The sequence below is a fragment of the Enterocloster alcoholdehydrogenati genome (genome assembly GCF_013282095.1).
GTDB classification, from domain to species: domain Bacteria; phylum Bacillota; class Clostridia; order Lachnospirales; family Lachnospiraceae; genus Enterocloster; species Enterocloster alcoholdehydrogenati.
This window is the reverse complement of sequence record NZ_BLTJ01000005.1, coordinates 242,623-266,829: the sequence shown is the minus strand read 5'-3', so window position 1 is coordinate 266,829 and position 24,207 is coordinate 242,623. Positions and strand designations below refer to the sequence as shown.

At 48.1% G+C, this 24,207-nt stretch carries 24 protein-coding genes and 3 tRNA genes; 25 read left to right on the top strand and 2 right to left on the bottom strand.

Features of this window, described 5'->3' with window-relative positions; genetic code table 11:
• Positions 1–62 precede the first annotated feature (62 nt).
• Positions 63–938, top strand: a complete 876-nt coding sequence (locus HW447_RS17980; protein WP_243176241.1) for a CAP domain-containing protein — start codon at positions 63–65, stop codon at positions 936–938.
• Positions 939–1,020: 82 nt separating this feature from the next.
• Positions 1,021–1,284 carry a hypothetical protein gene (locus HW447_RS07955; RefSeq protein WP_176254776.1) on the top strand — a complete coding sequence of 88 codons (264 nt, stop codon included), beginning with the start codon at positions 1,021–1,023 and terminating at the stop codon, positions 1,282–1,284.
• Positions 1,285–1,550: 266 nt separating this feature from the next.
• On the opposite strand, the gene HW447_RS07950 is transcribed toward HW447_RS07955, so the two are convergent.
• Entirely contained in the window at positions 1,551–1,925 is a 375-nt protein-coding gene (locus HW447_RS07950) for a tyrosine-type recombinase/integrase (RefSeq protein ID WP_176254775.1), read from the bottom strand.
• Positions 1,831–2,094 carry a hypothetical protein gene (locus HW447_RS07945; protein ID WP_176254590.1) on the bottom strand — a complete coding sequence of 88 codons (264 nt, stop codon included), beginning with the start codon at positions 2,092–2,094 and terminating at the stop codon, positions 1,831–1,833. The genes HW447_RS07950 and HW447_RS07945 overlap by 95 nt, the downstream gene beginning before the upstream one ends.
• Before the next feature lie 369 nt (positions 2,095–2,463).
• Between HW447_RS07945 and HW447_RS07940 the strand changes: the two genes are divergently transcribed.
• From HW447_RS07940 to HW447_RS07830, 23 genes are all read left to right on the top strand, one after another.
• Complete coding sequence (locus HW447_RS07940) at positions 2,464–3,495, top strand: ABC transporter permease (RefSeq protein WP_176254774.1); 1,032 nt, start codon at positions 2,464–2,466, stop codon at positions 3,493–3,495.
• 41 nt (positions 3,496–3,536) lie between these two features.
• Positions 3,537–4,472 carry an iron chelate uptake ABC transporter family permease subunit gene (locus tag HW447_RS07935; protein ID WP_176254798.1) on the top strand — a complete coding sequence of 312 codons (936 nt, stop codon included), beginning with the start codon at positions 3,537–3,539 and terminating at the stop codon, positions 4,470–4,472.
• Positions 4,473–4,476: 4 nt separating this feature from the next.
• Positions 4,477–5,229, top strand: a complete 753-nt coding sequence (locus HW447_RS07930; protein WP_176254773.1) for an iron ABC transporter ATP-binding protein — start codon at positions 4,477–4,479, stop codon at positions 5,227–5,229.
• Positions 5,230–5,279: 50 nt separating this feature from the next.
• Positions 5,280–6,344 carry a siderophore ABC transporter substrate-binding protein gene (locus HW447_RS07925; protein WP_176254772.1) on the top strand — a complete coding sequence of 355 codons (1,065 nt, stop codon included), beginning with the start codon at positions 5,280–5,282 and terminating at the stop codon, positions 6,342–6,344.
• A 206-nt stretch (positions 6,345–6,550) separates the two neighbouring features.
• On the top strand, positions 6,551–7,312 hold the full coding sequence (truA, locus tag HW447_RS07920) for a tRNA pseudouridine(38-40) synthase TruA (RefSeq protein WP_176254771.1): 762 nt from the start codon (positions 6,551–6,553) through the stop codon (positions 7,310–7,312).
• Complete coding sequence (locus HW447_RS07915; protein ID WP_176254770.1) at positions 7,309–8,487, top strand: cation diffusion facilitator family transporter; 1,179 nt, start codon at positions 7,309–7,311, stop codon at positions 8,485–8,487. Before truA ends, HW447_RS07915 begins: the two co-directional genes overlap by 4 nt.
• Before the next feature lie 53 nt (positions 8,488–8,540).
• Positions 8,541–9,080 (top strand): RNA polymerase sigma factor, encoded by a 540-nt coding sequence (locus HW447_RS07910; protein ID WP_176254769.1) that lies wholly within the window; start codon positions 8,541–8,543, stop codon positions 9,078–9,080.
• Positions 9,081–9,492: 412 nt separating this feature from the next.
• On the top strand, positions 9,493–10,683 hold the full coding sequence (gene trpB, locus HW447_RS07905) for a tryptophan synthase subunit beta (RefSeq protein WP_176254768.1): 1,191 nt from the start codon (positions 9,493–9,495) through the stop codon (positions 10,681–10,683).
• Positions 10,676–11,458 (top strand): tryptophan synthase subunit alpha, encoded by a 783-nt coding sequence (gene trpA, locus HW447_RS07900; RefSeq protein ID WP_176254767.1) that lies wholly within the window; start codon positions 10,676–10,678, stop codon positions 11,456–11,458. Before trpB ends, trpA begins: the two co-directional genes overlap by 8 nt.
• A gap of 46 nt (positions 11,459–11,504) precedes the next feature.
• Complete coding sequence (trpC, locus tag HW447_RS07895) at positions 11,505–12,290, top strand: indole-3-glycerol phosphate synthase TrpC (RefSeq protein WP_176254766.1); 786 nt, start codon at positions 11,505–11,507, stop codon at positions 12,288–12,290.
• 125 nt (positions 12,291–12,415) lie between these two features.
• Positions 12,416–12,487, top strand: a tRNA-Gln gene (locus HW447_RS07890).
• A 100-nt stretch (positions 12,488–12,587) separates the two neighbouring features.
• A tRNA-Gln gene (locus HW447_RS07885) sits at positions 12,588–12,659 on the top strand.
• A 39-nt stretch (positions 12,660–12,698) separates the two neighbouring features.
• Positions 12,699–12,770: transfer RNA gene (locus HW447_RS07880), tRNA-Gln, on the top strand.
• Between the two features lie 137 nt (positions 12,771–12,907).
• Positions 12,908–13,618, top strand: coding sequence for an acyl-[acyl-carrier-protein] thioesterase (locus HW447_RS07875; RefSeq protein WP_176254797.1), 711 nt, complete (start codon positions 12,908–12,910; stop codon positions 13,616–13,618).
• Between the two features lie 57 nt (positions 13,619–13,675).
• Positions 13,676–14,509, top strand: a complete 834-nt coding sequence (locus HW447_RS07870; protein ID WP_176254765.1) for a CvfB family protein — start codon at positions 13,676–13,678, stop codon at positions 14,507–14,509.
• 158 nt (positions 14,510–14,667) lie between these two features.
• The gene (locus HW447_RS07865; protein WP_243176240.1) at positions 14,668–15,525 is read left to right on the top strand and encodes a YitT family protein; all 858 of its coding nucleotides are present in this window, start codon (positions 14,668–14,670) and stop codon (positions 15,523–15,525) included.
• Positions 15,526–15,718: 193 nt separating this feature from the next.
• Complete coding sequence (locus HW447_RS07860) at positions 15,719–16,831, top strand: ABC transporter ATP-binding protein (protein WP_176254764.1); 1,113 nt, start codon at positions 15,719–15,721, stop codon at positions 16,829–16,831.
• Between the two features lie 154 nt (positions 16,832–16,985).
• A complete protein-coding gene (locus tag HW447_RS07855; RefSeq protein ID WP_176254763.1) occupies positions 16,986–18,074 on the top strand; it encodes a PucR family transcriptional regulator in 1,089 nt (362 codons plus the stop codon).
• 15 nt (positions 18,075–18,089) lie between these two features.
• Positions 18,090–18,761 (top strand): cell division ATP-binding protein FtsE, encoded by a 672-nt coding sequence (gene ftsE / locus HW447_RS07850; RefSeq protein ID WP_176254762.1) that lies wholly within the window; start codon positions 18,090–18,092, stop codon positions 18,759–18,761.
• Between the two features lie 39 nt (positions 18,762–18,800).
• Complete coding sequence (locus HW447_RS07845; RefSeq protein ID WP_176254761.1) at positions 18,801–19,703, top strand: cell division protein FtsX; 903 nt, start codon at positions 18,801–18,803, stop codon at positions 19,701–19,703.
• Between the two features lie 42 nt (positions 19,704–19,745).
• Positions 19,746–21,008, top strand: coding sequence for a murein hydrolase activator EnvC family protein (locus HW447_RS07840; protein WP_176254760.1), 1,263 nt, complete (start codon positions 19,746–19,748; stop codon positions 21,006–21,008).
• 193 nt (positions 21,009–21,201) lie between these two features.
• Positions 21,202–22,440, top strand: a complete 1,239-nt coding sequence (locus HW447_RS07835) for a S41 family peptidase (RefSeq protein ID WP_176254795.1) — start codon at positions 21,202–21,204, stop codon at positions 22,438–22,440.
• Between the two features lie 238 nt (positions 22,441–22,678).
• Positions 22,679–24,166: an AAA family ATPase gene (locus HW447_RS07830; RefSeq protein ID WP_176254759.1), complete on the top strand. Its 1,488-nt coding sequence runs from the start codon at positions 22,679–22,681 to the stop codon at positions 24,164–24,166.
• Positions 24,167–24,207 lie beyond the last annotated feature (41 nt).

Here is a 24,207-nt window from a genome sequence, read left to right as displayed (position 1 = left end):
GGAATATACTATTACGAGTTATACTATAAAAAGTGTTTCTATATAAAGAGGAGGAAATTATTATGATGAAAAATATTAAAACTTTTACACTTATGGGATTAGCAGCAGCTTTAACATTCGCACAGCCAGTATCTTCTTATGCAGCTTGGCAGACTGGTGCAGGTGAAAATGCAACTCGTTGGTGGTATGACAATGAAGATAGTACCTATGCGTCAAATGGCTGGTACTGGCTTGATGGAAACAATGACGGAATTTCCGAGTGCTACTACTTTGACAACAACGGTTGGCTACTTACAAACACAACAACTCCAGACGGTTATACTGTAAATGAGGACGGTGCATGGGTAAAAGATGGTGTTGTTATGGCTACAACAATCAAGGTAAATAACAATAAAAAGTCAACAGTTTGGACAAGCGACGATGATGACAGCTCTAGCAAGTCAAGCAGCAAAGACAAGTCTGATTCTTACGAAGCAGCAGAAGATGATGACGAAGTTGATGTAAAAGATCTTGCAGTAGATGATCCAGAAAGATGGGATCACGAAGAAGCAGAGAAGTTCGTAGAACTGTTAAATGAGTATAGAGCAGAAAGAGGTTATGAAGATCTTGAGCTGACTGGTGGAGATGCAGAGTATTATGCAAACATTCGTTCTATGCAGATTGTAGATTATTTTGCGCACGATGTTCCAGAGGACAATGACTACATTGAATGGAACGAATACACTAATGAGTACATTGTAAAGAATGTAGTTTCTGCTGAGGATGCAATAAGAAAGTATAAATCATCAGTTGGCCATTGGAATGGGTTAATGGGCCTTGAAGATGTATATGAATTTGGAGTTGGCTTCTATCGTATGGATAATGGTAAATATGCAGTATCTGTAAATGCAAATGAGTTTAATGATGATGGTTGCAGATACGGAGATTATATTAAGTAAATTGAATAGCAAATGAAGTAACGACTATTTGGATTGTAAGTAGTCGTTATTTTATTGCAACAAAATAAATGGAGGTCTATAGGTGATTTTAAAGAACAAAAAGAGTAATGTATATTTAAAAGCATTATTTATGGTTTTATTAGTCATCGCTATGTTAATTCCAGCAACAGCATATGCTGCTGGTGTTAGGCCAGGGTCGAACGGTGGTGGTGATAGTGGAAGTATTGAACCAATTGATGGCGATCTAGGTAGCTTGGTTCCAAGTCAAGGTGGATTACCGGGTGTGGCTGGAGATTCTGGTCGTAAACAAGGCTGGATTGAAAGCATATGCTTTAATCCAGCCTAAGTTAATTATTGGGTTTTAGGATAAACACATTAAAAGCAGTAAAGGGGCGAGATGTATCTGCTTCGCAGACCCCTTGACTGCTTTTTTCCTATTATCTAAGTTGTAGACAGTATGTAGACACGCAGTAGACAGTGTGCATTCCTCCTTGATTTTATTAACGTTTTTGACGGTGGTAGAGTTCGAATCCCGTCTCGCGCTTTTTTTATTTACAGCGGAAAGCTTGGTTTTACGGGCTTTCCGCTGTTTTTTGCTCTTTACTCTATTTATTATCCGGCTAACGCTTTTTCCATATCGGCTTCGTTTTCAAGCCGTTCACGCCTGTTAAAACAGTAATTGTGGAGCGTTGTTCGCTCATCCTCATGCCCTTCCTGTTTGCGGACTTCATTGATATTGATTCCCGCGTCTAATAAAGCAGAAATATAAGACTTGCGGACTTTGTGGGTACTTTTGCAGTTAATATTCATATGCTCACAATATTTCCGGATTCTGGTATCAATCGCCCTTGGGGATATGAGCTTTCCGCCATGAACAAAAAGAAAATCCCTGTCATAATATCCTGTGTCCTTTTGGCTTGTCAGCGGCGGGGAGATAGGACAAATATACGCCCTTATTGTTTTGCCAGATAGGGTAAAATTTTTCAATGTGCTGCTTTAAAAGCTCCTGATCTTTTTTCTGCTGTTTTCTCATTCTGATATATTTGTGCAGTTTTTCTGTACTCAAATCCAGTATACCAGCGTCAAGGGCTTCTTTCAATATGGTCTGCAGGTCGATTGAATTAAGTGTTTCTGTATCAGTTGTGTGTTTATTCATGCTGGTCTCAGCTCCTTACAATTTTTAACGGGCTAATAAAAGATGCTGTTTTACATCTCTGTGAAGAAAAACGGCAGCATCTGTGAATTTTTCATATGTCTGTGCGTGAAATGGCAGTGGGGCGGCAATGACAGGATACTATATTTTCATATACGGTCCCTGTCACGATCTCTATCCGGGGGATGGAGCAAACAAATGCTATACAAAATATGCTTGACAAAATGGAAAAGTTAGTATATCCTAATCAGAGCAATGTGCATCGACTGCGGGCTCTGTGAAAGTCAGCAGCGGATACACATTTTATTTTACTCTATAGTTAGTAATGACTAATAAAAGGAGAGAAAGAGAGGTATTATTATTAAAAGCAGGATGTTAACGATTATCCTGGCAGTTACCCTGGTGGTTTTGTCAGCAGCCTCACTGTTTATAGGTGTAATCGACCTTACGCCAGCTTCTCTGGCGGCAGGAAATATGGAGCAGCTGGAAATTTTTCTGATTTCCCGCCTGCCTCGTCTGCTGGCGATCCTATGTACTGGAGTAGGGATGAGTGTAGCGGGGCTGATTATGCAGCAGCTCTGTATGAATAAATTTGTGTCTCCCACAACAGGAGCGACTATTTCATCCGCTCAGTTTGGTATTCTTCTGGCTCTGCTGTTTATGCCTGGATCCACCCTATGGGGGCGGGCGCTGTTTGCCTTTGCAGCAGCTGTAACGGGCACCTGGATCTTTGTCTGGTTCATACAGCGGATACAATTTAAGGATGCGGTGATGGTTCCCCTGGTAGGTATCATGTTCAGCAATGTGATTTCCGGTGTTACCAGCTATCTTGCTTATAAATACGAGATGACACAGGCTCTGTCATCCTGGCTGGTGGGGCATTTTTCCATGGTCTTAAGAGGAAGGTATGAGATCGTCTATCTGACGGTTCCGTTGGTGGTTCTGGCATTTATCTTTGCCAATCATTTTAATATTGTGGGAATGGGACGTGATTTTTCAAAAAATCTGGGTGTTCCCTATAATCTGATTCTGTTTATGGGACTGACCATCGCGGCCATGATAACGGCATCTATTGTAGTGGTAGTCGGTTCTATTTCCTATATTGGCCTGATCGTTCCAAATGTGATCGCTATGATCAAGGGAGACAGGATACGGGGAACGTTGGCAGATACAGCGCTTTTTGGCGCGGTTTTCGTACTGGTCTGCGATATGATCGGACGGAGTGTGATCGCGCCCTATGAGCTGCCCATTGAACTGATTGTGGGTATCATCGGCAGCCTTATTTTCATAGCCATTGTATTTTACAGGCTGAAATACGGACGAAGATCCCTTACATTCAGCTTTAAGAGGATTCAATTTCCGAAACATGGCGCAAAAGAACAAAAGGGAGGGAAAGAGCAGTGAAGCCGAAGAATTACCTCCGAAACCGGTACCGGCTTATACTGATGGCTGCGCTTGCTCTGGGAGCGGCGATTCTTTATATGCTGGTAAATGTGAATTTTGGCAATCAGAAACTGTTTTTATATGCTATGCGTATCCGAACCCCCAAGCTGATTGCCATGCTGATTACCGCTTTTGCCATCGGCGGTGCATCTATTGTGTTTCAGTCCATTATCAATAATACCATTGTTACGCCTTGTCTGCTGGGAATGAATTCCCTCTATATGCTGATTCACACGGCAGTGGTGTTTGTGGCAGGTTCTGGCAGTATACTGGCGGTCAATGCAAATGCGGCCTTTGGCGTGGACCTGGTGATCATGGGAGTGGTTGCTACCGTGATCTACAGCACCCTGTTTCAGAAAACGGGTCATAATGTGCTTTATGTGCTGTTGATTGGTACGGTGCTCAATTCTTTTTTTGGAAGTGTGCAGTCTACACTGACCCGGGTTATGGATCCAAATGAGTATGACAGTTTGCTGGCAGATCTGGTCGCAAGTTTCAGCAATGTAAATTCTGAGATCATGGTGATCTCTCTGGTTGTGCTGGCGGCTGTGGTATTCATTTTACGAAAGGAACTGGCGCTCCTGGATGTGATCACCCTGGGAAAGGATCAGGCGATCAATCTGGGAGTGGATTATGACAGGTGCATCCGCCGCCTGCTTTTGGGAGTGACCCTGTTTATCGCAGTGGCGACAGCCATGGTAGGGCCGGTTTCCTTTCTGGGGCTGATTCTGGCAAATCTTTCACGCCAGCTTTTAAAGACCTATCGCCACAGCCAGCTGATTTTAGGATCCGTGTTTTTTGGAATGATCATTCTGGTAGGCGGCCAGCTGATTGTAGAACGGGTATTTACGTATACGGTGCCTGTGAGCGTATTTATTACATTTTTTGGCGGCATTTATTTCCTGTATCTGCTGCTGACGGAAAGGAGGAGGGCGTAAGCTTATGCGTATCAGAGAACTGATCAAAAAATACGACGAAAAGACGGTTGTGGATTCTGTCAGCTTTGAACTTCCAAAGGGAAGGGTTACTTCCTTTATCGGTCCTAACGGTGCGGGCAAATCGACTGTAATGGGAATAATTTCGCGGCTGATCCAAAGAGACAGCGGCCGCGTGGAATTTGAAAACAGGGATATCGGAAGCTGGAAAAGCAGGGAATTGTCCAGACGGCTGGCGATCCTGACACAGAGCAACAATATCCAGATGAAGCTGACAGTGGAAGAACTGGTGGCTTTTGGCCGGTTTCCTTATTCCGGAGGTCGTTTGACGGCTGAGGACAGGGATATTATTAACCGGGCCATTTCATATATGGAACTGGAGGAATTTAAGGAACGGTTTGTGGATGAGCTGTCCGGCGGACAGCGCCAGAGAGCCTACATTGCCATGGTCATTGCGCAGGATACGGAATATATCCTGTTAGACGAACCCACCAACAATCTGGACATCTATCATGCTACCAATATGATGAAAATGGTTCGCCGTCTCTGCGACGAGCTGGGAAAAACAGTGGTGCTGGTATTGCATGAGATCAATTACGCAGCTTTCTATTCTGATTATATCTGCGCCTTTGCAGACGGAAAGGTGGCTAAATTCGGAACGGTAGAGGAGGTCATTACAAAGGAAACCCTCTCAAAGCTGTACCGGGTGGATTTTGAAATTATGGAAATTGAGGGAAAGCCTCTGTCGATCTGGTATTGAGAATAAGAGAATTTATTTATAAGCGAACATAAACATCAGGAGGATTTTTCATGAGAAACATACGATTATTGACTGTAATTGCAGCTGCAGCAATGGGGCTTTCAGCCTGCTCCGGCACAGGGGTAAAAACGGCGGATCAGACGGCAGGAAACGCAGCCGCACAGGAGACGGAGGCGAAAGAAACAGCCGACGCGTCGGCTGACGCAGAAAACGAAAAAACCACAGAAACAGCCGCAGATCGAACCACAGTTACAGTAAAAACCTTAAATGCAAACAAGGAAGAGATAGATCTGGAGGTTCCCTATGATCCTGAGCGGGTTGCCGTGATGGATATGGCAGCTCTGGATATTCTGGATCAGCTGGGGCTGGAGAGCCGGGTAGTGGGCGTTTCAGATACTTCTCTGGATTATCTGAAAAAATATGTAGACAATGAAAAGGTAGCGGCTCTTGGCACCATCAAAGAGGCTGACATGGAGGCCGTGATGGCCAGCGAGCCGGATGTAATCTTTATCGGGGGCCGTCTGGCAAAATCCTATGACGCTTTAAGTGAGATTGCTCCGGTAGTCTATCTGTCTACGGATACAGAACTGGGTACAGTGGAGAGTGTGCGTAAAAATGCAGGTATCATTGCGTCTATGTTCGGACTGGAGGATAAGGTAGACGGCCTGATGGAGGGGTTTGATGCCCGCCTGGCTGCGCTTTCCGAATTTTCAAAGGGTAAGACGGCGATTATAGGAATGTGCACCAGCGGAGGCTTTAACGTACTTGGAAATGACGGCCGCTGCTCCCTGATTGGCCGGGAAGCTGGTTTTGAAAATATTGGGGTAGATGCCAATATTGATACGTCTACCCATGGAAATGGGGCTTCCTTTGAGTTTGTAGTGGAAAAGGCGCCGGATTATATTTTCGTACTGGACCGTGATGCGGCCATTGGAACCGAGGGAGCAAAGCTGGCCAAAGACATTATGGAGAATGAGCTGGTGATGGGAACGGATGCCTACAAGAATGGAAATATCGTTTATCTGGCACATCCGGCAGTTTGGTATACTGCAGAAGGCGGCATCCGCGCCCTGGATCTGATGATCGGGGATCTGGAGAGCGCCCTCTTAAAATAAAGTTGTAATAGCCAGGCTTTTGTACTATAATAGGCGGGATACCGTAATGGACGGTCCCGCCTGTTTTCTCTGTATGAACAGTGAGGCAGATGTACGCGCCCAATATCCCGCAGACAGAGGATATTCCCAGGACGTTCGGCCAGTGGGAGAAAATGGTAAAGCAAAGCGGTATCCTGGACAGGAAAGGATAAGAAAGGACAACGCAGATGAATTATAAGGTGATCCTGGCCTATGATGGCACACGGTACAACGGTTGGCAGAGACAGGGAAATACAGATCGGACGATTCAGGGAAAATTAGAGCAGATCCTGACTCGGATGTCGGGGGAGAAGGTGGAGGTTTTTGGCTCCGGACGTACGGATGCAGGGGTTCATGCAGAGGGACAGACGGCTAATTTCCACTTAAAGCAGAAGGATCCTTATGAGGATAGAAGCCGGCAGATCAGAGAATATGTTAACGCCTATCTTCCGGAGGATATAGCAGTTCTTTCATGTGAAACCGTACCGGAACGTTTTCACAGCCGTTTAAGCGCGTTGAGAAAGACCTACCGTTATCAGATCGAGATGGGGGCGAAAAAGGACGTATTTCAGAGAGGATACTATTACGGCCTTGGTCAGCCTCTGGATCTTGTGAAAATGGAAGAGGCGGCTGTCTGCCTTACGGGCACCCATGATTTTAAAAGCTTCTGCGGCAACAGCCGCATGAAAAAATCCACAGTCCGCACCATTGAGTCTATTGGCTTTGAACCTACAGGAGATACGGGGCTTCATATCCGTTACACGGGAAACGGCTTTTTGCAGCAGATGGTGCGTATTTTGACCGGAACGTTGATTGAGGTTGGTTCAGGAAAGAAACGCCCGGATGAGATGAGGGAGATTTTAGAGGCCAAAGACCGTCAGGCGGCGGGATTTACGGCTCCGGCTCAGGGGCTTTTTCTGGAGAAGGTAGAATATGGTGAGGAAATATGACGGAATTTCTGGTGAAACATTTTGTGAAACAGTATGAGCAGACGGAAAAAGAGGAGGTGCGGACCTCATACGGCGTTCTGGCCAGTATGGTTGGAATCTGCTGCAATATCCTTCTTTTTGCAGCCAAGCTTTTTATTGGCCTTCTGGTCAATAGCGTCTCCGTTATGGCAGATGCGTTTAATAATTTATCGGATGCGGCTTCTTCCATCATCGGCTTTATCGGCGTAAGGATGGCGGGAAAGCCTGCGGATGACGATCATCCCTTCGGCCATGGACGTATTGAGTATATCTCCGCTTTTATCGTGGCATTTCTTGTGATCCAGGTGGGATTTTCACTGTTTAAGTCCTCAGTGGGAAAGATCCTTCATCCTGAGGACATGACGTTTAAATGGATTTCTGTCATTATCCTGCTCCTGTCCATTGGTGTGAAATTCTGGCTGTCGGCATTTAACCGTAAGCTGGGAAAGCGGATCAACTCCAAGGTAATGCTGGCTACGGCAGCCGATGCCATGGGAGATGTGATCACCACGGGAGCTGCGATGCTTTCTCTGGTAATATTTGGAATCTGGGGACTTAATATTGATGGAATTACCGGACTTTTAGTGTCGTTAGCCGTTCTTTTTGCAGGCTACAGCATTGCAAAGGACACGCTGGCTCCCCTGATTGGAGAGGCGATCCCGCCGGAGGTATATAAGGATATATCAAACTTTGTGGAGAGCTTTGACGGTATTCTTGGTACCCATGATCTGATCGTCCATAATTACGGCCCCTCCAAAAGCATGGCTTCCATCCATGCGGAAGTATCAGCCAGCACCGATATCGCTGTATCTCATGCCATTGTAGACAGGATCGAGCGTGAGGCGGCCCGAAAAATGGGACTGCTTTTGGTGATCCACATGGATCCGGTGGAAACGGATAATGAGCGGCTGAATACTTACAGGAAAATATTGGAAAAAGTATTGTTTGATGTGGATGTGCGGCTGAATTTTCATGATTTTCGTATGGTAGGAAAGGATAAGAATGTATGTCTTATTTTTGATCTGGTGGTTCCAAGGGAATATAAAGGCAGCGCAGTGGGAAAACTGAAAGCAAGGATCAGCAATGAGATGCGCAGAAGAGACCCGGACTGCCGCTGTGCGATCACAGTAGAAAACAGCTATCTGTCAGAGTCTTAAAGGACGGGAAACAGCCCCGGAAAAAGAGCTGATCTCCGCAAGGGGGAATAAACTTGATTCAGGAAGAATGGATACAAAACATAGCGGAAGGAGACAGAGAGGCCTTCCGCCTTTTTTATCAGGAGGCGGCCGGGCCGGTGTACAGCTTTATCCTGTCCCTTACAAAAGATCCCCATGAAGCGGAGGATCTGATGCAGGACACCTTTTTGGCAGTCTGGGACAGTGCGTCGTCTTATGAAAACCAGGGAAAGCCTCTGGCCTGGGTGTTTACCATTGCAAGACATCTGTGCTATATGCGCTTTAGGCAGCGAAAACGGGAGACGGATTTAGAGGGAATGGAACAGGAGAAAAGAGAAGAGGGGCAGGTTTCACTTGTGTTAGAGCAGGCTGCAGACCGCAGGGTTCTTCTGGATGCACTGGATGCCTTAAGGGAGGAGGATCGCCAGATCGTACTGCTTTATGTTGCGGCAGGCTTAAAGCATCGGGAGGTGGCCAGGGCCATGAACCTTCCTCTGGCAACAGAACTGTCAAAATATAACCGCTCTATGAGGAAATTGCAGAAAATTTTGCGGAATGCAGAAAAAGATGCTTGACAGATAAAAATGAGAGTGCTATATTTTTACTAACTTAATCAGCGAAACCGTTGAAACGGAGATAACGGCAGTTATGGCCTCACAGAGAGCCTGTGATGATGAGAAACAGGCAGACCCCAGATTGTCAAATGGACCGTTGAGGGCGCAGTCAAAGGAGAGATCTGAGTATTCTGCGACGTGAGGCTTACGTTAGCAGCCGATAGTATGATTGTACTATGCAGAGCGCACATTTTTTGTGAACAGAGGTGGCACCGCGGTTTATTCCGTCCCTGATGATATTCTATCATCAGGGACTTTTTGTTGCCGTGTATTCCCTAAATCGTCGGGCGGCAGGAAAGGGCCGGCGGGCGGCAGACGCAGGTTTTATGGAACAAAAAGTGAGAACGTTCTGACAATTGAGGAGGTAAATGATATGGCAGAAAAAAGAGGACGCTTTGGAATCCATGGAGGACAGTACATCCCCGAAACCCTTATGAATGCAGTGACAGAGCTGGAGGAGGCATATGAGCATTATAAAAATGACCCCGGTTTTCAGAAAGAACTGACGGAGCTTTTAAATGATTATGCAGGCCGCCCAAGCCGTCTCTATTTTGCAGAGAAGATGACAGAGGATCTGAAGGGGGCTAAAATCTATTTAAAGCGCGAGGACTTAAATCACACGGGAGCGCACAAGATCAATAATGTCCTGGGTCAGGCCCTTCTTGCAAAGAGAATGGGAAAGACACGCCTGATCGCAGAGACGGGAGCCGGCCAGCATGGGGTGGCCACTGCTACGGCGGCAGCCCTGATGGGAATGGAATGTGTGGTCTATATGGGAAAGGAGGATACCATTCGTCAGGCTCTAAATGTATACAGGATGCGCCTGCTGGGGGCTGAGGTGATTCCGGTAACAGAAGGAACCGGAACCTTAAAGGATGCCTGCTCTGCCTGCTTTAGAGAGTGGACTCGAAGGATAAGCGATACACATTACTGCCTGGGTTCTGTTATGGGGCCTCATCCGTTTCCGACGATTGTAAGAGATTTTCAGGCGGTGATTTCAAAGGAGATTAAGGAGCAGCTGGCCCGAAAAGAAGGCCGTCTCCCCGATGCCGTCCTGGCCTGCGTAGGCGGCGGCTCCAATGCCATCGGCGCATTCTATCATTTTATTGACGATCCATCGGTGCGCCTGATTGGCTGTGAGGCAGCGGGCCGGGGCGCAGATACGCCTAAGACAGCGGCTACTATTGCTGTGGGGCGCCTTGGCATCTTTCATGGAATGAAGTCTTATTTCTGCCAGGATTCCTATGGACAGATCGCTCCTGTTTATTCCATTTCCGCAGGTTTGGATTATCCGGGCATTGGGCCGGAGCACGCCATGCTCCATGACCAGGGCCGGGCGGAATATGTGGCCGTGACCGATGACGAGGCGGTGGCTGGTTTTGAATATCTGGCCCGAACCGAGGGCATCATACCTGCCATTGAGTCAGCCCATGCAGTGGCATATGCCAGAAAACTGGCACCTCAGATGGGAAGGGATCAGATTCTTGTAGTAAATATTTCAGGAAGAGGCGATAAGGACTGCGCGGCTATTGCAAGATACAGAGGGGAGGATATTTATGAGTAAGATAAAAAATGCATTTGCAGGGGGAAAGGCATTTATTCCATTTATTACCTGCGGGGATCCGGATCTGGAGACAACGGAGAGACTGGTAAAGGCCATGGCAGAGGCAGGAGCGGACATGATTGAGCTTGGGATCCCGTTTTCAGATCCTACGGCTGAGGGGCCGGTGATCCAGGCGGCCAGCGCCAGAGCGCTGGAACAAGGAGCGACTACGGATCGGATATTTGGAATGGTGGAACGGCTGAGAAAAAATGTAATGGTTCCTCTGGTATTTATGACCTATGCCAATGTGGTATTTTCCTATGGTTCTGAGGCTTTTATACGTGAGGCGGCGCGGATCGGCATTGATGGTCTGATCCTGCCGGATGTGCCCTTTGAGGAAAAAGAAGAATTTGAGCCTCTTTGCAAAGCATATGGTCTGGATCTGATCTCCATGGTGGCGCCCACCTCCAGACAGCGGATCCAGAAAATAGCAAAAGAGGCCAAAGGCTTTATCTATGTGGTCTCATCTCTGGGAGTGACCGGAATGAGAAATGAGATTACCACGGATCTTGAAACGGTTATACGGCAGATCCGTGCTGTGACGGATACGCCCTGTGCGATGGGATTTGGAATTTCAACACCAGAGCAGGCCGGGCAGATGGGGGCTCTGGCAGATGGAGCCATCGTAGGAAGCGCCATTGTGAAGCTGACGGCGGAACATGGAAGAGGCAGCACGCCCTATATTCAGGAGTATGTAAGAGCCATGAAGGCAGCGGTGAACCGGGCGGCCGGGTAAGCCGGAAGGCAAACCGGCGGCAGGAAAAATCGAAGGAGGAGCTTAAATGAACCAGACAATCTTAAATGAACTGGCAGAGTATGCCGCAGAGCGTGTAAAAAGGGATATGCAAAGAGCTTCAAAGGAGGAGCTTATATCCAGGGCTCTTTCCCGGCAGACAGGGACATTCCGATTTGAAAATGCCTTAAAAAAAGGAGGGCTTTCCCTGATCTGCGAGATTAAGAAGGCTTCACCCTCCAAAGGGGTGATTGATGCAGCGTTTCCATATATAAAGATCGCACAGTCTTATGAATCGGGAGGCGCAGATGCGGTGTCCTGCCTGACAGAACCCAGATGGTTTATGGGATCGGATGAAATTTTCGGGGAAATCCGTACTGCTATCCGTATTCCCATGCTCCGTAAGGATTTTACTGTGGATGATTATCAGATTTATCAGGCTTTTCTTATGGGGGCCGACGCAGTGCTGCTGATCTGCACGCTTTTAGACACCAGAAGGCTCCAAAGCTATCTTGCCGTCTGTGACCGGCTGGGGATTACAGCTCTGGTGGAGACTCATAATGAGGAGGAGATTAAGTCGGCCCTGAAGGCCGGAGCAAGGGTAATAGGGGTAAATAACCGAAATTTAAAGGATTTTACCGTGGATATTTCCAACGCGGCACGGTTAAGGGAGCGAATACCCTCAGATAAGATCTTTGTGGCAGAGTCTGGCGTGGCTTCTTTGGAGGATGTAAACAAACTTAAAAATGCAGGGGCGGATGCAGTTTTAGTAGGAGAATTTCTGATGCGGTCAAAAGAACCGGCGGCGCTTCTTGGACAAATGCGGGCAATATAGAGAAAGACAAAGGCGATGGGCAGAGTCCGGACAAAAGCCATGACACGGATGGAAACGTGGTAAAAACTCAAAAAAATACTTGACGGAGTCTTATGGCTGAGGTATAATACATGACGTTGCATTAATGGGCTATCGCCAAATGGTAAGGCAACGGACTCTGACTCCGTCATTTCAAGGTTCGAATCCTTGTAGCCCAGCTTAGAAACGTTTCAGTTTTTATAAAAAGTGCTTGACGAAATTCGTCATACTGTGTATAATTGTTTTCGCAGTTGTGAATATGGCATCTGACTGAACTAATGGGCTATCGCCAAATGGTAAGGCAACGGACTCTGACTCCGTCATTTCAAGGTTCGAATCCTTGTAGCCCAGCTTAAGGATATTTTACATATCCTGTATACAATTCAATAGTGGGCTATCGCCAAATGGTAAGGCAACGGACTCTGACTCCGTCATTTCAAGGTTCGAATCCTTGTAGCCCAGTTTAAGAGCCTTCAGATGCAGAAGCATTTGGAGGTTTTTTGTTTTACAGAATCCCTTTTTTCATCCACAGCTTGTATCACCGCTGCGTAATGTGGTATACTATGAAAATGGGAAAGAACCAGGAGAAAGAGACAGCTATGTATCAGTTTAACAGCAGGATCCGGTACAGCGAGACGGATGAGACAGGACGTCTGAGTGTGCCGGGGATTATCAATTATATGCAGGACTGCAGTACGTTTCAGTCCGAGGATCGCCATGCCGGCGTGGATTTTCTCACAGGAAGAAACAGGGCATGGCTTTTATCCAGCTGGCGGATCCTCATTGACCGTTACCCCAGACTGGGAGAAGAGATCGCCGTGGGAACCTGGCACTGCGGTACCAGGGGGATATACGGATACCGGAACTTCGTCCTTTTAGACCAGGCGCAGCAGCCGCTGGTGCGGGCGCTGTCTTTGTGGTTTCTCTATGACACTGAGAAAAATATGCCTGCCAGGATACAGCCGGAGGATATGCTGCCCTACGGGGAGCCGGAGCCGCCCCTGGATCTGGGAGAGGTGCCGAAAAAGATCAGGATTCCTGAGGAATATGACACAGCTTCGGCTGTGATCATCGGCCGCCACCATCTGGACACCAACCATCATGTGAACAATGCTCAGTATGTAGAGATCGCCAAAGACGCTCTCCCTCCGGGACTTAGGATCCGGGAGATCCGGGCGGACTATAAAAGGGCGGCGCTTTTGGGAGATACAGTGATCCCAAGGATCAGCTGTTCCGGTTCCGGCCAGTGGACTGTGGCCCTGGTAAATGAAACAGGCGAGCTATTTGCCGCTGTATGGCTTCAGGGATAGGAATGGGCAGTGCAGGCGTGTGGTATTTGCAGGGCAGTAAAAAGAGGAGTATGACGAATGATCGAATTAGGAAAAGTACAGGAACTTGAGATCGTAAGAACAAAGGAGTTCGGTGTATACTTAAGTGAGAAGGCGGGAGATGAGGCGGCAGTCCTTCTTCCGAAGAAAAAAGTGCCTGAAGGGGCCAGGATTGGGGACCGGATAAGCGTCTTTATATATAAGGACTCTTCCGACCGTCTCATTGCCACCACCGGAATGCCGAAACTTCAGGTAGGGGAGACGGCGATTCTGGAGGTAAAAGAGGTAGGGAAGATCGGAGCATTTCTGGATATGGGACTGGAAAAGGATCTCCTTCTTCCGTTTAAAGAGCAGACGCATCCGGTAAGGCGGGGAGAGAAGTGCCTGGTGTGTCTTTACGTAGACAAGAGTCACCGTCTGGCAGCGACGATGAAGGTGTATTCTCATATGAGCAGCGAGTCTCCCTACAAGGCAGAGGACTGGGTGGAAGGGACTATTTACGAGATCAATGAGGCCATCGGAGCCTTTGTGGCAGTGGACAACAAATATTACGGCCTGATCCCTAAAAGCGAGATGTATGGCCGTTTCAGAGAGGGAGATCCGGTAAAGGCCAGAGTTATGCGGGTTCGCGAGGACGGAAAGCTTGACCTGTGCGTGAGGGAAAAGGCTTATGTTCAGATGGGGGCGGATGCGGAGGCTGTCTTACAGGCCATCGATGAGTTTGACGGCGTTCTTCCATTTAACGACAAAGCGCGGCCTGAGACCATCTTACGGGAGTTTAATATGAGTAAAAATGCCTTTAAGAGGGCGGTAGGCCGTCTCTTAAAGGAAGGAAAGATACGGATTACGGAAAAGACCATCGAGCGGATATAGCGGGCTGTATTGCCATAAGGTACAGAGAGTGATACATAGCTTGCGAAGGTTCGCGGTACATGGTGGAGATCACAGGGCAGTTCCAGTTGATGGGCTGCTCTTTTTCTTACAGAAAGGACATGGAACGGTCTGTGTCCGGGCGGACAGGAGGAGACGAAGTGACAGGAAAAAAGAGGCAGATCGGGGAGTATATTGCCATCACGGCAGGCACATTTTTAATTGCCTTTGCCATTAAAAATATTTTTGATCCGGTAAACATGGTTACGGGGGGCGTATCCGGTGCGGCTATTATCCTGAAGGAATTGTGGGATATCCCCCTGTGGCTGACCAACACGGTTTTTAATATCCCGCTGTTTTTGGCTGCGTTTCGTATGATGGGATGGAAGTTTATAGGCAGGACGCTGTATTCAACGGCCTTGCTGTCAGCAGCCCTTTACATTCTTCCTGAATTTAATCTGATAAAGGATGATATGATCCTGTCGGCGCTGTTTGGAGGGCTGATAAGCGGTCTGGGAACAGGGCTTGTGTTTGCAGGAGGCTGCACTACCGGCGGCACGGATATGCTGGCAGTGCTGATGCGGGGGTGGCTGCGTCACTATTCTTCGGCTCAGATCATGCAGGTGCTGGATTGGATTATAGTGGCGGCAGGCGTGTGCGTATTCGGCATCAGGCCCTCTCTCTATGCCCTTCTTTCCATTTTCTGTCTGGCAAAGGTGACGGACAGCCTGATTGAAGGAATGAAATTTTCAAAAGTGGCCTGGATCATTTCAAAGCAGGATAAGGGAATTGCCCGGGCGGTGATGGAGCGGCTGGAGAGGGGAGTTACCAGCATCGGGGCCAGAGGAATGTACTCCATGGAAGAGAAAAATCTTCTGTTCTGCGTGGTTTCCCGCAAGGAGATTGTGGAGATTAAGGCCATTGTAAGGGAGTTTGATCCTCAGGCATTTTTCATCGTCAGCGACGCTCGTGAAGTTTTTGGAGAAGGCTTTATAGAAAAAGAAAACCGGATAACATAATAAACAAAAATTTAACGGAATCTTCTGGGATAAATTGACAGATCGGACATTTTTTTTGTTGAATATACAATTTAGCTAAATACAAAAATTGAAGTTTGTGGATTTACAATATGGATTAAACCAGGACTTTCATGTATGATAGAACCATCACAAATGAATGTAAGACAAATCCAATTCAGGAGGAAATCATAACATGGCAAGTTTATCCCTTAGAAATGTAACCAAGAAATACCCCAACGGCTTTGTCGCTGTTAAGGACTTTAACCTGGAGATCGCAGATAAGGAATTTATCATCTTCGTAGGTCCGTCCGGCTGTGGTAAGTCCACTACTCTTCGTATGATCGCAGGCCTGGAGGATATCTCCTCCGGCGAGCTCTACATCGATGGCAAGCTGGTAAATGACGTTGAGCCAAAGGACAGAGATATCGCGATGGTATTCCAGAACTACGCTCTGTATCCTCATATGTCCGTATATGACAACATGGCATTCGGCCTGAAGTTAAGAAAGACTCCAAAGGATGAGATCGACAGGAAGGTGCATGATGCAGCTAAGATCCTGGATCTGGAGCATCTGTTAGACCGTAAGCCAAAGGCTCTGTCCGGCGGTCAGAGACAGCGTGTTGCCATGGGTCGTGCCATTGTCCGCAGCCCCAAGGTATTCCTGATGGATGAGCCGCTGTCCAACCTGGATGCAAAGTTAAGAGGCCAGATGCGTGTTGAGATCTCCAAGCTGCATCAGAGACTGGAGACTACCATTATCTATGTTACACATGACCAGACAGAGGCTATGACCCTTGGTACCAGAATCGTTGTTATGAAGGACGGCGTAGTACAGCAGGTAGACAGCCCACAGAACCTGTATGACAGCCCATGCAACAAGTTCGTTGCAGGTTTCATCGGAGCTCCTCAGATGAATATGATCGATGCTCAGGTAGCTAAGGCTGGTTCTGACGTTACCTTATCCTTCGGCGGCCACACCGTAGCACTTCCTGCAGCAAAGGGCAAGGGCTTAGAGGACGGCGGCTATATCGGCAAGACCGTTACGCTTGGTATCCGTCCTGAGGATCTGCACGACGAGGAAGCTTTCCTTGCAGCTAATCCAAAGAGCATTTTCCAGGCTGAGATCCGTGTATACGAGATGTTAGGTTCTGAAGTTCTTCTGTACTTCGATATCGCAGACGCTAACTTTACTGCAAAGGTAAATCCGCGCACCACAGCAAGACCTGGCGATTCCATCAAGGTTGCTATGGATCTGGAAAAGGTACATATCTTCGATAAGGATACAGAGAAGGTTATCATTAACTAAGAGACCGACCAGCAGATTTCATAAAAGCTGAAAAACGATTGTAAAAAAGGGCAGGAGAGGTGACAACTCTCTTGCTTTTTTTGTAATTTTGCATTAAAATATGAAAATAGAGAAAGTAGCAACATTTGAAATACGTCAAAAAGGAGAGTATGGAATGATTTCAAATCAGATACTCCAGACTACACTGGATGGATTAAAAGCAATCACAAGAATTGATTTAGGTATTTGCGACACAGAAGGAAAGGTTTTAGCGTCTACCTTTACAGACGCAGAGGAATCAGAAAGTTCGATCCTGGTATTTGTGGATTCTCCGGCAGACAGCCAGGTAATTCAGGGATATCAGTTCTTTAAGGTGTTTGACGAGCATCAGCTTGAGTATATCCTGCTTGCAAAGGGTGCCAGCGATGACGTCTATATGGTAGGAAAGCTGGCTGCGTTCCAGATCCAGAACCTGTTAGTGGCTTATAAGGAGCGCTTTGATAAGGATAACTTTATAAAGAACCTTCTTCTGGACAACCTGTTGTTAGTGGATATCTATAACCGCGCAAAGAAACTCCACATCGAGACCGATGTAAAGCGTGTGGTATATATCATCGAAACGCACAATGAAAAGGATGTCAACGCCCTTGAGACTGTAAGAAGCCTCTTTGCTTCAAAGACAAAGGATTTCATTACTGCCGTGGATGAAAAGAATATCATCCTGGTAAAAGAGGTGCGTCAGGGCGAGTCCTACAGCGAGCTGGACAAGACGGCCAACACTATCCTGGATATGATGAATACAGAGGCCATGACAAAGGTTCGCGTATCCTACGGTACGGTGATCAACGACATTAAGGAAGTGTCACGCTCCTATAAGGAGGCCAAGATGGCTCTGGATGTAGGCCGTATCTTCTATGCAAATAAAAATGTAGTGGCTTACAGCAATCTGGGTATCGGCCGTCTGATTTACCAGCTGCCTATCCCTTTGTGCAAGATGTTTATCCGCGAGGTATTCGACGGCAAGTCTCCCGATGAGTTTGACGAGGAGACGCTGGCTACCATCAATAAGTTCTTTGAGAACAGTCTGAATGTATCCGAGACGTCCAGACAGCTCTATATCCACAGAAATACCCTGGTTTACCGCCTGGATAAGCTCCAGAAGAGCACAGGTCTTGATCTTCGTACTTTTGAGGATGCAATTACCTTCAAGATTGCGCTTATGGTTGCCAAGTATATGAAGTATATGGAAAGCCTGGATTACTAAAACGAGGTCAGGAAAATGATAGAACTCAGCCATGTCAGCAAGACATACAGTGAGGGAAACCGGGCTGTGAAGGATGTAAGCCTGACCATCGGCGACGGGGAATTTGTCTTTATCGTAGGGCGCAGCGGCTCAGGAAAGAGCACGCTTCTCAAGCTTCTTTTAAAGGAGTTTGAGCCCACGGAGGGACAGATCATAGTCAATGATATGGATCTGGGGAAGATGCCCAGAAGATATGTTCCTAAATACCGTAGAAAATTAGGTGTGGTCTTTCAGGACTTCCGGCTCCTGAAAGACCTTACTGTATTTGAGAACGTTGCCTTCGCCCAGCGGGTGATCGGGGTGCCGAACCGTGTCATAAAGGAATCGGTGCCGGAGATGCTTCGGATGGTGGGGCTTTCCGCTAAATACAAGACCCGTCCTGACAAGCTTTCCGGCGGTGAACAGCAGCGAGTGGCCATTGCCAGGGCGCTGATTAATCGGCCGGAAGTCCTTTTAGCCGATGAGCCCACAGGAAATCTGGACAGCTTTAATACCCATGAGATTATGGGCCTCTTAGAGGAGATCAACGAGAGGGGAACTACAGTGATTGTCGTGACCCACAGCCATGAGATGGTCCAGCAGATGAAAAAACGGGTGATTACCATGGACCGCGGAGTAGTGGTCAAAGATGAGGGCGGATCCAGATAAGACAAAAATGGGTCTGCCGGAAAGGCACGATCGTTTGAAATGAATACATTTTGGTATTGCCTGAAACAGGGCATCGTCAATATATGCAGAAATATTTTGTTTTCGCTGGCTTCTATAGCGACTATTTCTGCGTGTATTTTTTTATTCTGCCTCTTTTTTGCTCTGGCGGCCAATGTGGCTCATGGGGCTAAAATCGCCCAGGAAACCGTGGGAATCTCCGTCTTTTTTAATGATGGTATGTCAGAGGAGGAGATCCTTGCTGCAGGAGAAGAGATAAAAAGCTGGAGTGAGGTGAGAGAGGCGGATTATACCTCGGCCCAGGAAGCATGGGACACGTTTAAGAGCCAGTACTTTGAGGGCTCGGAGGAACTGGCCGAGGGGTTTGAAAATGACAATCCTCTGGCTGATTCCGCTTCATTTGAGGTTTTTTTAAATGATATTTCCGATCAGCAGAAGGTTGTCAGCCGGCTGGAAGCCATGGATGGGGTGCGGCGGGTCCGCTATTCCAGCACTCTGGCAGCAGGATTTACAAGCGTGGGAAAGATGATCAGCCTGATGTCAGCGCTGATTATCGGGGTGCTGCTGGCGGTAGCTGTATTCCTTATAAGCAACACTATTTCTGTGGCAGCGGCTTTCCGCAGGCGGGAAAATGAAATCATGCGCTATATCGGTGCTACGAATTTTATGATACGCGCCCCGTTTTTGGTGGAAGGACTGCTTCTGGGACTTTTTGGAGCGCTGATCCCGCTGGGAGGCATATGGTTTCTCTATGAGAAGGGAGTTTTGTATCTGGAGCAGAATTATTCCCTGATCACGGGGCTTTTTGAGCCGCTTTCTCTGAGAGATATTTTTCCGTATATGGCGGGAGGAGCCATGCTCCTGGGGGTTGGCATCGGCGTAGTGGTGAGCCTGGTGACGATTCGGAAACACCTGAGAGTGTAGACGCTTATGGGGCGGCAGGAATCTGTGGAAAAGGAGCGGCATATGAGAAAAAAGAAGATAGGGGCCGGGGCTGCGGCTGCGGTCGGAGTGATTCTGGCCATGGGAATGGTATTTTCCTCTTATGCCACGAATAAGGATATAGAGGATGCGAAGAAGAAGGTCTCTTCCATGGAGGAGGAGAAGCAGAAGGTTCAGGATACCTTAAAGGAATTAGAGGGTAAGAAGTCTGATACGGCGGCTTATGTGAAGGAACTGGACGGAAAACTGTCCTCTCTGACAGCAGAGCTTACGAAGCTGGAGGGAGACATTTCCGATAAAGAGAGCCAGATTGAAACGGCAAAGGAAGAGCTGCAGGCTGCAAAGGAGACAGAAAGCCGGCAGTATGCAGATATGAAGCTGCGGATCCGGTATATGTATGAAAATGGACAGACCAGCCTTTTGGAATCGGTGTTTCAGTCAGAGAGCATCGCTGAGCTTCTAAACCGGGCGGAGTATGCCAGCCAGATCACTTCTTATGACCGGAGAATGCTTAATGAATATAAAGCGGTACGGGAAGAGGTGGCAGTAAAGGAAGAAAACCTGGAAGAAGAGCGCCAGGAGCTGCTTGCCCTTCAGGACTCCACTAAAGCCAAGCAGAGCTCGGTACAGACGCTGATGGCTTCCAAGCAGGCAGAATTGTCTGCCTATAATACAAAGATTGCCTCGGCTCAGGATGAAATTGACCAGTATAATGCGGATATCAAGGCTCAGGAGGATCTAATGGCCCAGGTGGAGGCCGAGATCCGCCGTAAGGAAGAGGAAGCCAGAAAGGCGGAAGAGGCCAAAAAGGCAGCAGAGGCTAAAAAGGCGCAGGAGGCTGCAAAGAAGGAGGAGACTTCCGGGAAAACGGATAGTACGGTAAAAACGGGGAATACTGGTTTTACATGGCCCTGTCCTTCGAGCAGCAGGATTTCTTCCGGCTTTGGAGACAGAAGCTCACCAACCGAAGGGGCTTCCACCAACCATAAGGGGATCGATATTCCGGCGGCTTCCGGCTCTGCCATTGTGGCGGCGGCGGACGGCAAGGTGGTGATCTCTACATACAGTTATTCGGCCGGCAACTATATTATGATCGACCATGGCGGAGGGATCAGCACCGTATATATGCACTGTTCCCAGCTTCTTGTAAGCGAGGGGGACACAGTGAAAAAGGGACAGACCATTGCAAAGGTGGGGTCTACGGGATATTCGACCGGTCCCCACCTGCATTTCGGCGTTCGGTCCGGAGGCGTTTATGTAAATCCTTCCGGCTACGTGAGTCCTTAGGCAGGTGCGCCGTCGGCAGAGGGGAACCTCAGGTTCTCTTGTCTGCTGATGGGAAGGATAGAGAAATGGGCTGGGAAAAGGCAGATAGGAGACTGAAGTGGAAGAGCAGAGATTAGACAGACAGGATGAGAAAAAAAGGGCCGGAGGCGGGCAGAACCGATTCTGGCTGGGAGTGCTTACCGGTGCTCTTGTAATGGCCTTTGTGGGGCTGATCATCGTGGGAATGTCCGCGGGGATCTACCTTTTTGGCAGACGGGTCATGAGTCGGCAGCCGCAGTCGGGAGCGCCGGCAATTACGGATGATTCTTCAAAGGATCTGGATTTTAAACATATCACCTCTAAGATGGAGATGATACAGCAGATCATTGATCAGGTGTTTCTTTATGACGAGGATGAGGAAAATGTAGAGGACTACATTTACAGAGGAATGTTAGCAGGGCTGGATGATCCCTATTCCGTTTACTACTCAGAAGAGGATTATAAGATGATGCAGGAGAGTACCAGCGGCACTTACTCCGGCATTGGAGCCATGATCAGCCAGAACCGGACCACAGGCTTAAGCACCGTGGTAAAGGTATTTGACGGTTCTCCGGCCCTGGAAGCGGGCATGAAGCCCGGAGATGTGATCTATAAGGTGGAGGATACGCTGGTAGCCGGAGAGAGCCTGGATGTGATCGTAAGCAATTATGTAAAGGGAGAAGAGGGCACCGATGTACACATTACGGTGTATCGGACGGAGCAGGACTCCTATGTGGATCTGACGATTACAAGGCGCAAGATTGAGGTGCCTACGGTGGAATTCAGGATGCTGGATGACAAGACTGGATATGTGGCAGTCAGTGAATTTGATCTGGTGACGGTGGAGCAGTTTGAACAGGCCATTGATGAGCTAACTGCAAAGGGGATGAAGCAGCTGGTGATTGACTTAAGAAATAATCCCGGCGGCATATTAGACAGCGCTGTGGCCATGGTAGATTATCTGCTTCCAGACGATATTTCCACTTATAAGAAAGGGAAAGGCAAGTCCCTGATTGTCTATACGGCGGATAAGAACCAGGAAGGAGAAACCTACACCGCTTCTGACGGCCATTCTGTGGATATTCCCATGGCGATTCTGGTAAATGGGGATTCCGCCAGCGCTTCTGAGGTATTTACAGGGGCCATGAAGGATTATGACAAGGCCGTGGTGGTTGGAACTACCAGCTATGGAAAGGGAATTGTCCAGAATCTGATCCCTCTGGGAGATGGCTCAGCCATCAAGGTTACAACGGCTCATTACTATACACCCAGCGGCTTTGATCTTCACGGAAAAGGCATTGAGCCGGACGTGGAGGTAGAACTGGATGAAAAGCTGAAGACTCAGGCAGTTATCGCCCCAGAGGAGGATAACCAGCTTAAAAAGGCGGTAGAAGTGTTAAACAGCGGACGGTAGGATTAGAGAACGGAAAGAGCATCCCAACGTCTGTAAGATAAAAAAGACGGTTTTGGTCAGGTTCTGTGGGAAAAAGAGACAGAACAGATCAAAGCGGTCTTTTTTTTTGCAGCTGCGGCATATAAAAAAATACATCCCAAACTGCGGGAAAAATCGCTCACCCGGTTGTTGGCAGGACGATTTCGTGCTACACTGAAGCGGGAATTTTAACATATTTAGAAAAAAGGGGAATCGAACCATGCCAGTTTTTGATTTTGACCATATGTCCAAAACACAGGATCCTGAGCAGGCAGAGAGTGCCTGGGACGTTTTTTATTCCGATGCCTCGGAGGCGACGCCGGAGAACCCCATACTGATTCTGGATAATCAGGGGGAACAATGGGATCATCATACCTGCGGGCTTTTTACCAGCCCGGTTCGGGGCACGGCCTTTGAATTTAAGGATGGAAACCGTACGGTCAGAGGTGATATTTTAAAGATAGATGCCCGTTTTGTAAGTCTGATCCGCTGGCTGGGAGAGAGCCATATCAATGTGCGCCTTTCCGGTGAGAACGGTAAGGAGGGATATGCGGTCTGCCGGATCAGGGAAACCGCCTTCGGCAAGGGCGCCAAGCTTTCTGCCGAGGACGGCTTTCTGCAGTTTATGATTGAGCGGCTTTTTGCCAGCAGCGCGCCTTCAGAGACAGAGGAAGAGGAGGAAACGGAAGAGGGGGATGATATGAAGCTGACCAGCCTGCAGAGCATCACAGATTTTATGACCTGTGCCGGAAAGACGCTGCCGGATCATATCCGCCTCTGGGCCAGAAGAAACCTTGCAGTGGCAAAGTCCCATGAGGTATCGCCTGAGGAGCGCCGCCATGCACAGAGAGCCCTGTCTATTATGATGAATGTGCGGTGGAAGCATGATTACTTTGAGGCCATCGATCCAGTGGAGGCCAGAAAGATCCTGGATGAGGAACTGTACGGTATGGAGCGTGTGAAGCAGAGGATTATAGAGACGATTATCCAGATTAACCGTACCCATACGCTGCCTGCTTACGGCCTTCTTCTGGTAGGGCCGGCGGGAACGGGAAAGTCCCAGATTGCCTACGCGGTGGCGCGGATCTTAAAGCTGCCCTGGACTACGTTGGATATGAGTTCCATCAATGATCCGGAGCAGCTTACGGGAAGCTCCAGAGTTTATGCTAATGCAAAGCCAGGTATCATTATGGAGGCCTTTTCCATGGCGGGAGAGTCTAATCTGGTGTTTATTATCAATGAGCTGGACAAGGCTGCATCCGGCAAAGGAAACGGCAATCCTGCGGATGTGCTTTTAACCCTTCTTGATAATCTCGGATTTACGGATAACTATATGGAGTGCATGGTGCCTACTTCCGGTGTGTATCCTATCGCAACGGCCAACAATAAGGAACAGATCAGCGCGCCGTTAATGTCGCGGTTTGCAGTGATCGATATTCCTGATTATACACCGGAGGAAAAGAAAATTATTTTCTCAAAATTTGCCCTTCCAAAGATCCTGCGGCGTATGAGCCTGCGCCCGGAGGAGTGTATACTGACGGACGAGGCTCTGGACATGGCAGTAAAGCTGCACTCCAATACAAGCGGGATCCGGGATCTGGAGCAGGCGGCGGAGCATCTGGCTGCCAATGCTCTGTACCAGATCGAGGTGGATCATCTGGAGAAGGTGGTATTTGACGGGAAAATGGTTCGGGAACTGCTGGGATAAAGAGGGTGCCGGATGAGGCTATATGTCGGATGAGCGGCTCA

What these genes read in the sequence shown, in the direction of transcription:
- HW447_RS17980 (WP_243176241.1), top strand. Translation starts at nt 63, where the DNA reads ATGATGAAAAATATTAAAACTTTTACACTTATGGGATTAGCAGCAGCT.
- HW447_RS07945 (WP_176254590.1), bottom strand. Translation starts at nt 2,094, where the DNA reads ATGAATAAACACACAACTGATACAGAAACACTTAATTCAATCGACCTG.
- HW447_RS07940 (WP_176254774.1), top strand. Translation starts at nt 2,464, where the DNA reads ATGTTAACGATTATCCTGGCAGTTACCCTGGTGGTTTTGTCAGCAGCC.
- HW447_RS07935 (WP_176254798.1), top strand. Translation starts at nt 3,537, where the DNA reads ATGGCTGCGCTTGCTCTGGGAGCGGCGATTCTTTATATGCTGGTAAAT.
- HW447_RS07930 (WP_176254773.1), top strand. Translation starts at nt 4,477, where the DNA reads ATGCGTATCAGAGAACTGATCAAAAAATACGACGAAAAGACGGTTGTG.
- HW447_RS07925 (WP_176254772.1), top strand. Translation starts at nt 5,280, where the DNA reads ATGAGAAACATACGATTATTGACTGTAATTGCAGCTGCAGCAATGGGG.
- truA (WP_176254771.1), top strand. Translation starts at nt 6,551, where the DNA reads ATGAATTATAAGGTGATCCTGGCCTATGATGGCACACGGTACAACGGT.
- HW447_RS07915 (WP_176254770.1), top strand. Translation starts at nt 7,309, where the DNA reads ATGACGGAATTTCTGGTGAAACATTTTGTGAAACAGTATGAGCAGACG.
- trpB (WP_176254768.1), top strand. Translation starts at nt 9,493, where the DNA reads ATGGCAGAAAAAAGAGGACGCTTTGGAATCCATGGAGGACAGTACATC.
- trpA (WP_176254767.1), top strand. Translation starts at nt 10,676, where the DNA reads ATGAGTAAGATAAAAAATGCATTTGCAGGGGGAAAGGCATTTATTCCA.
- trpC (WP_176254766.1), top strand. Translation starts at nt 11,505, where the DNA reads ATGAACCAGACAATCTTAAATGAACTGGCAGAGTATGCCGCAGAGCGT.
- HW447_RS07875 (WP_176254797.1), top strand. Translation starts at nt 12,908, where the DNA reads ATGTATCAGTTTAACAGCAGGATCCGGTACAGCGAGACGGATGAGACA.
- HW447_RS07870 (WP_176254765.1), top strand. Translation starts at nt 13,676, where the DNA reads ATGATCGAATTAGGAAAAGTACAGGAACTTGAGATCGTAAGAACAAAG.
- HW447_RS07860 (WP_176254764.1), top strand. Translation starts at nt 15,719, where the DNA reads ATGGCAAGTTTATCCCTTAGAAATGTAACCAAGAAATACCCCAACGGC.
- HW447_RS07855 (WP_176254763.1), top strand. Translation starts at nt 16,986, where the DNA reads ATGATTTCAAATCAGATACTCCAGACTACACTGGATGGATTAAAAGCA.
- ftsE (WP_176254762.1), top strand. Translation starts at nt 18,090, where the DNA reads ATGATAGAACTCAGCCATGTCAGCAAGACATACAGTGAGGGAAACCGG.
- HW447_RS07845 (WP_176254761.1), top strand. Translation starts at nt 18,801, where the DNA reads ATGAATACATTTTGGTATTGCCTGAAACAGGGCATCGTCAATATATGC.
- HW447_RS07840 (WP_176254760.1), top strand. Translation starts at nt 19,746, where the DNA reads ATGAGAAAAAAGAAGATAGGGGCCGGGGCTGCGGCTGCGGTCGGAGTG.
- HW447_RS07835 (WP_176254795.1), top strand. Translation starts at nt 21,202, where the DNA reads ATGGCCTTTGTGGGGCTGATCATCGTGGGAATGTCCGCGGGGATCTAC.
- HW447_RS07830 (WP_176254759.1), top strand. Translation starts at nt 22,679, where the DNA reads ATGCCAGTTTTTGATTTTGACCATATGTCCAAAACACAGGATCCTGAG.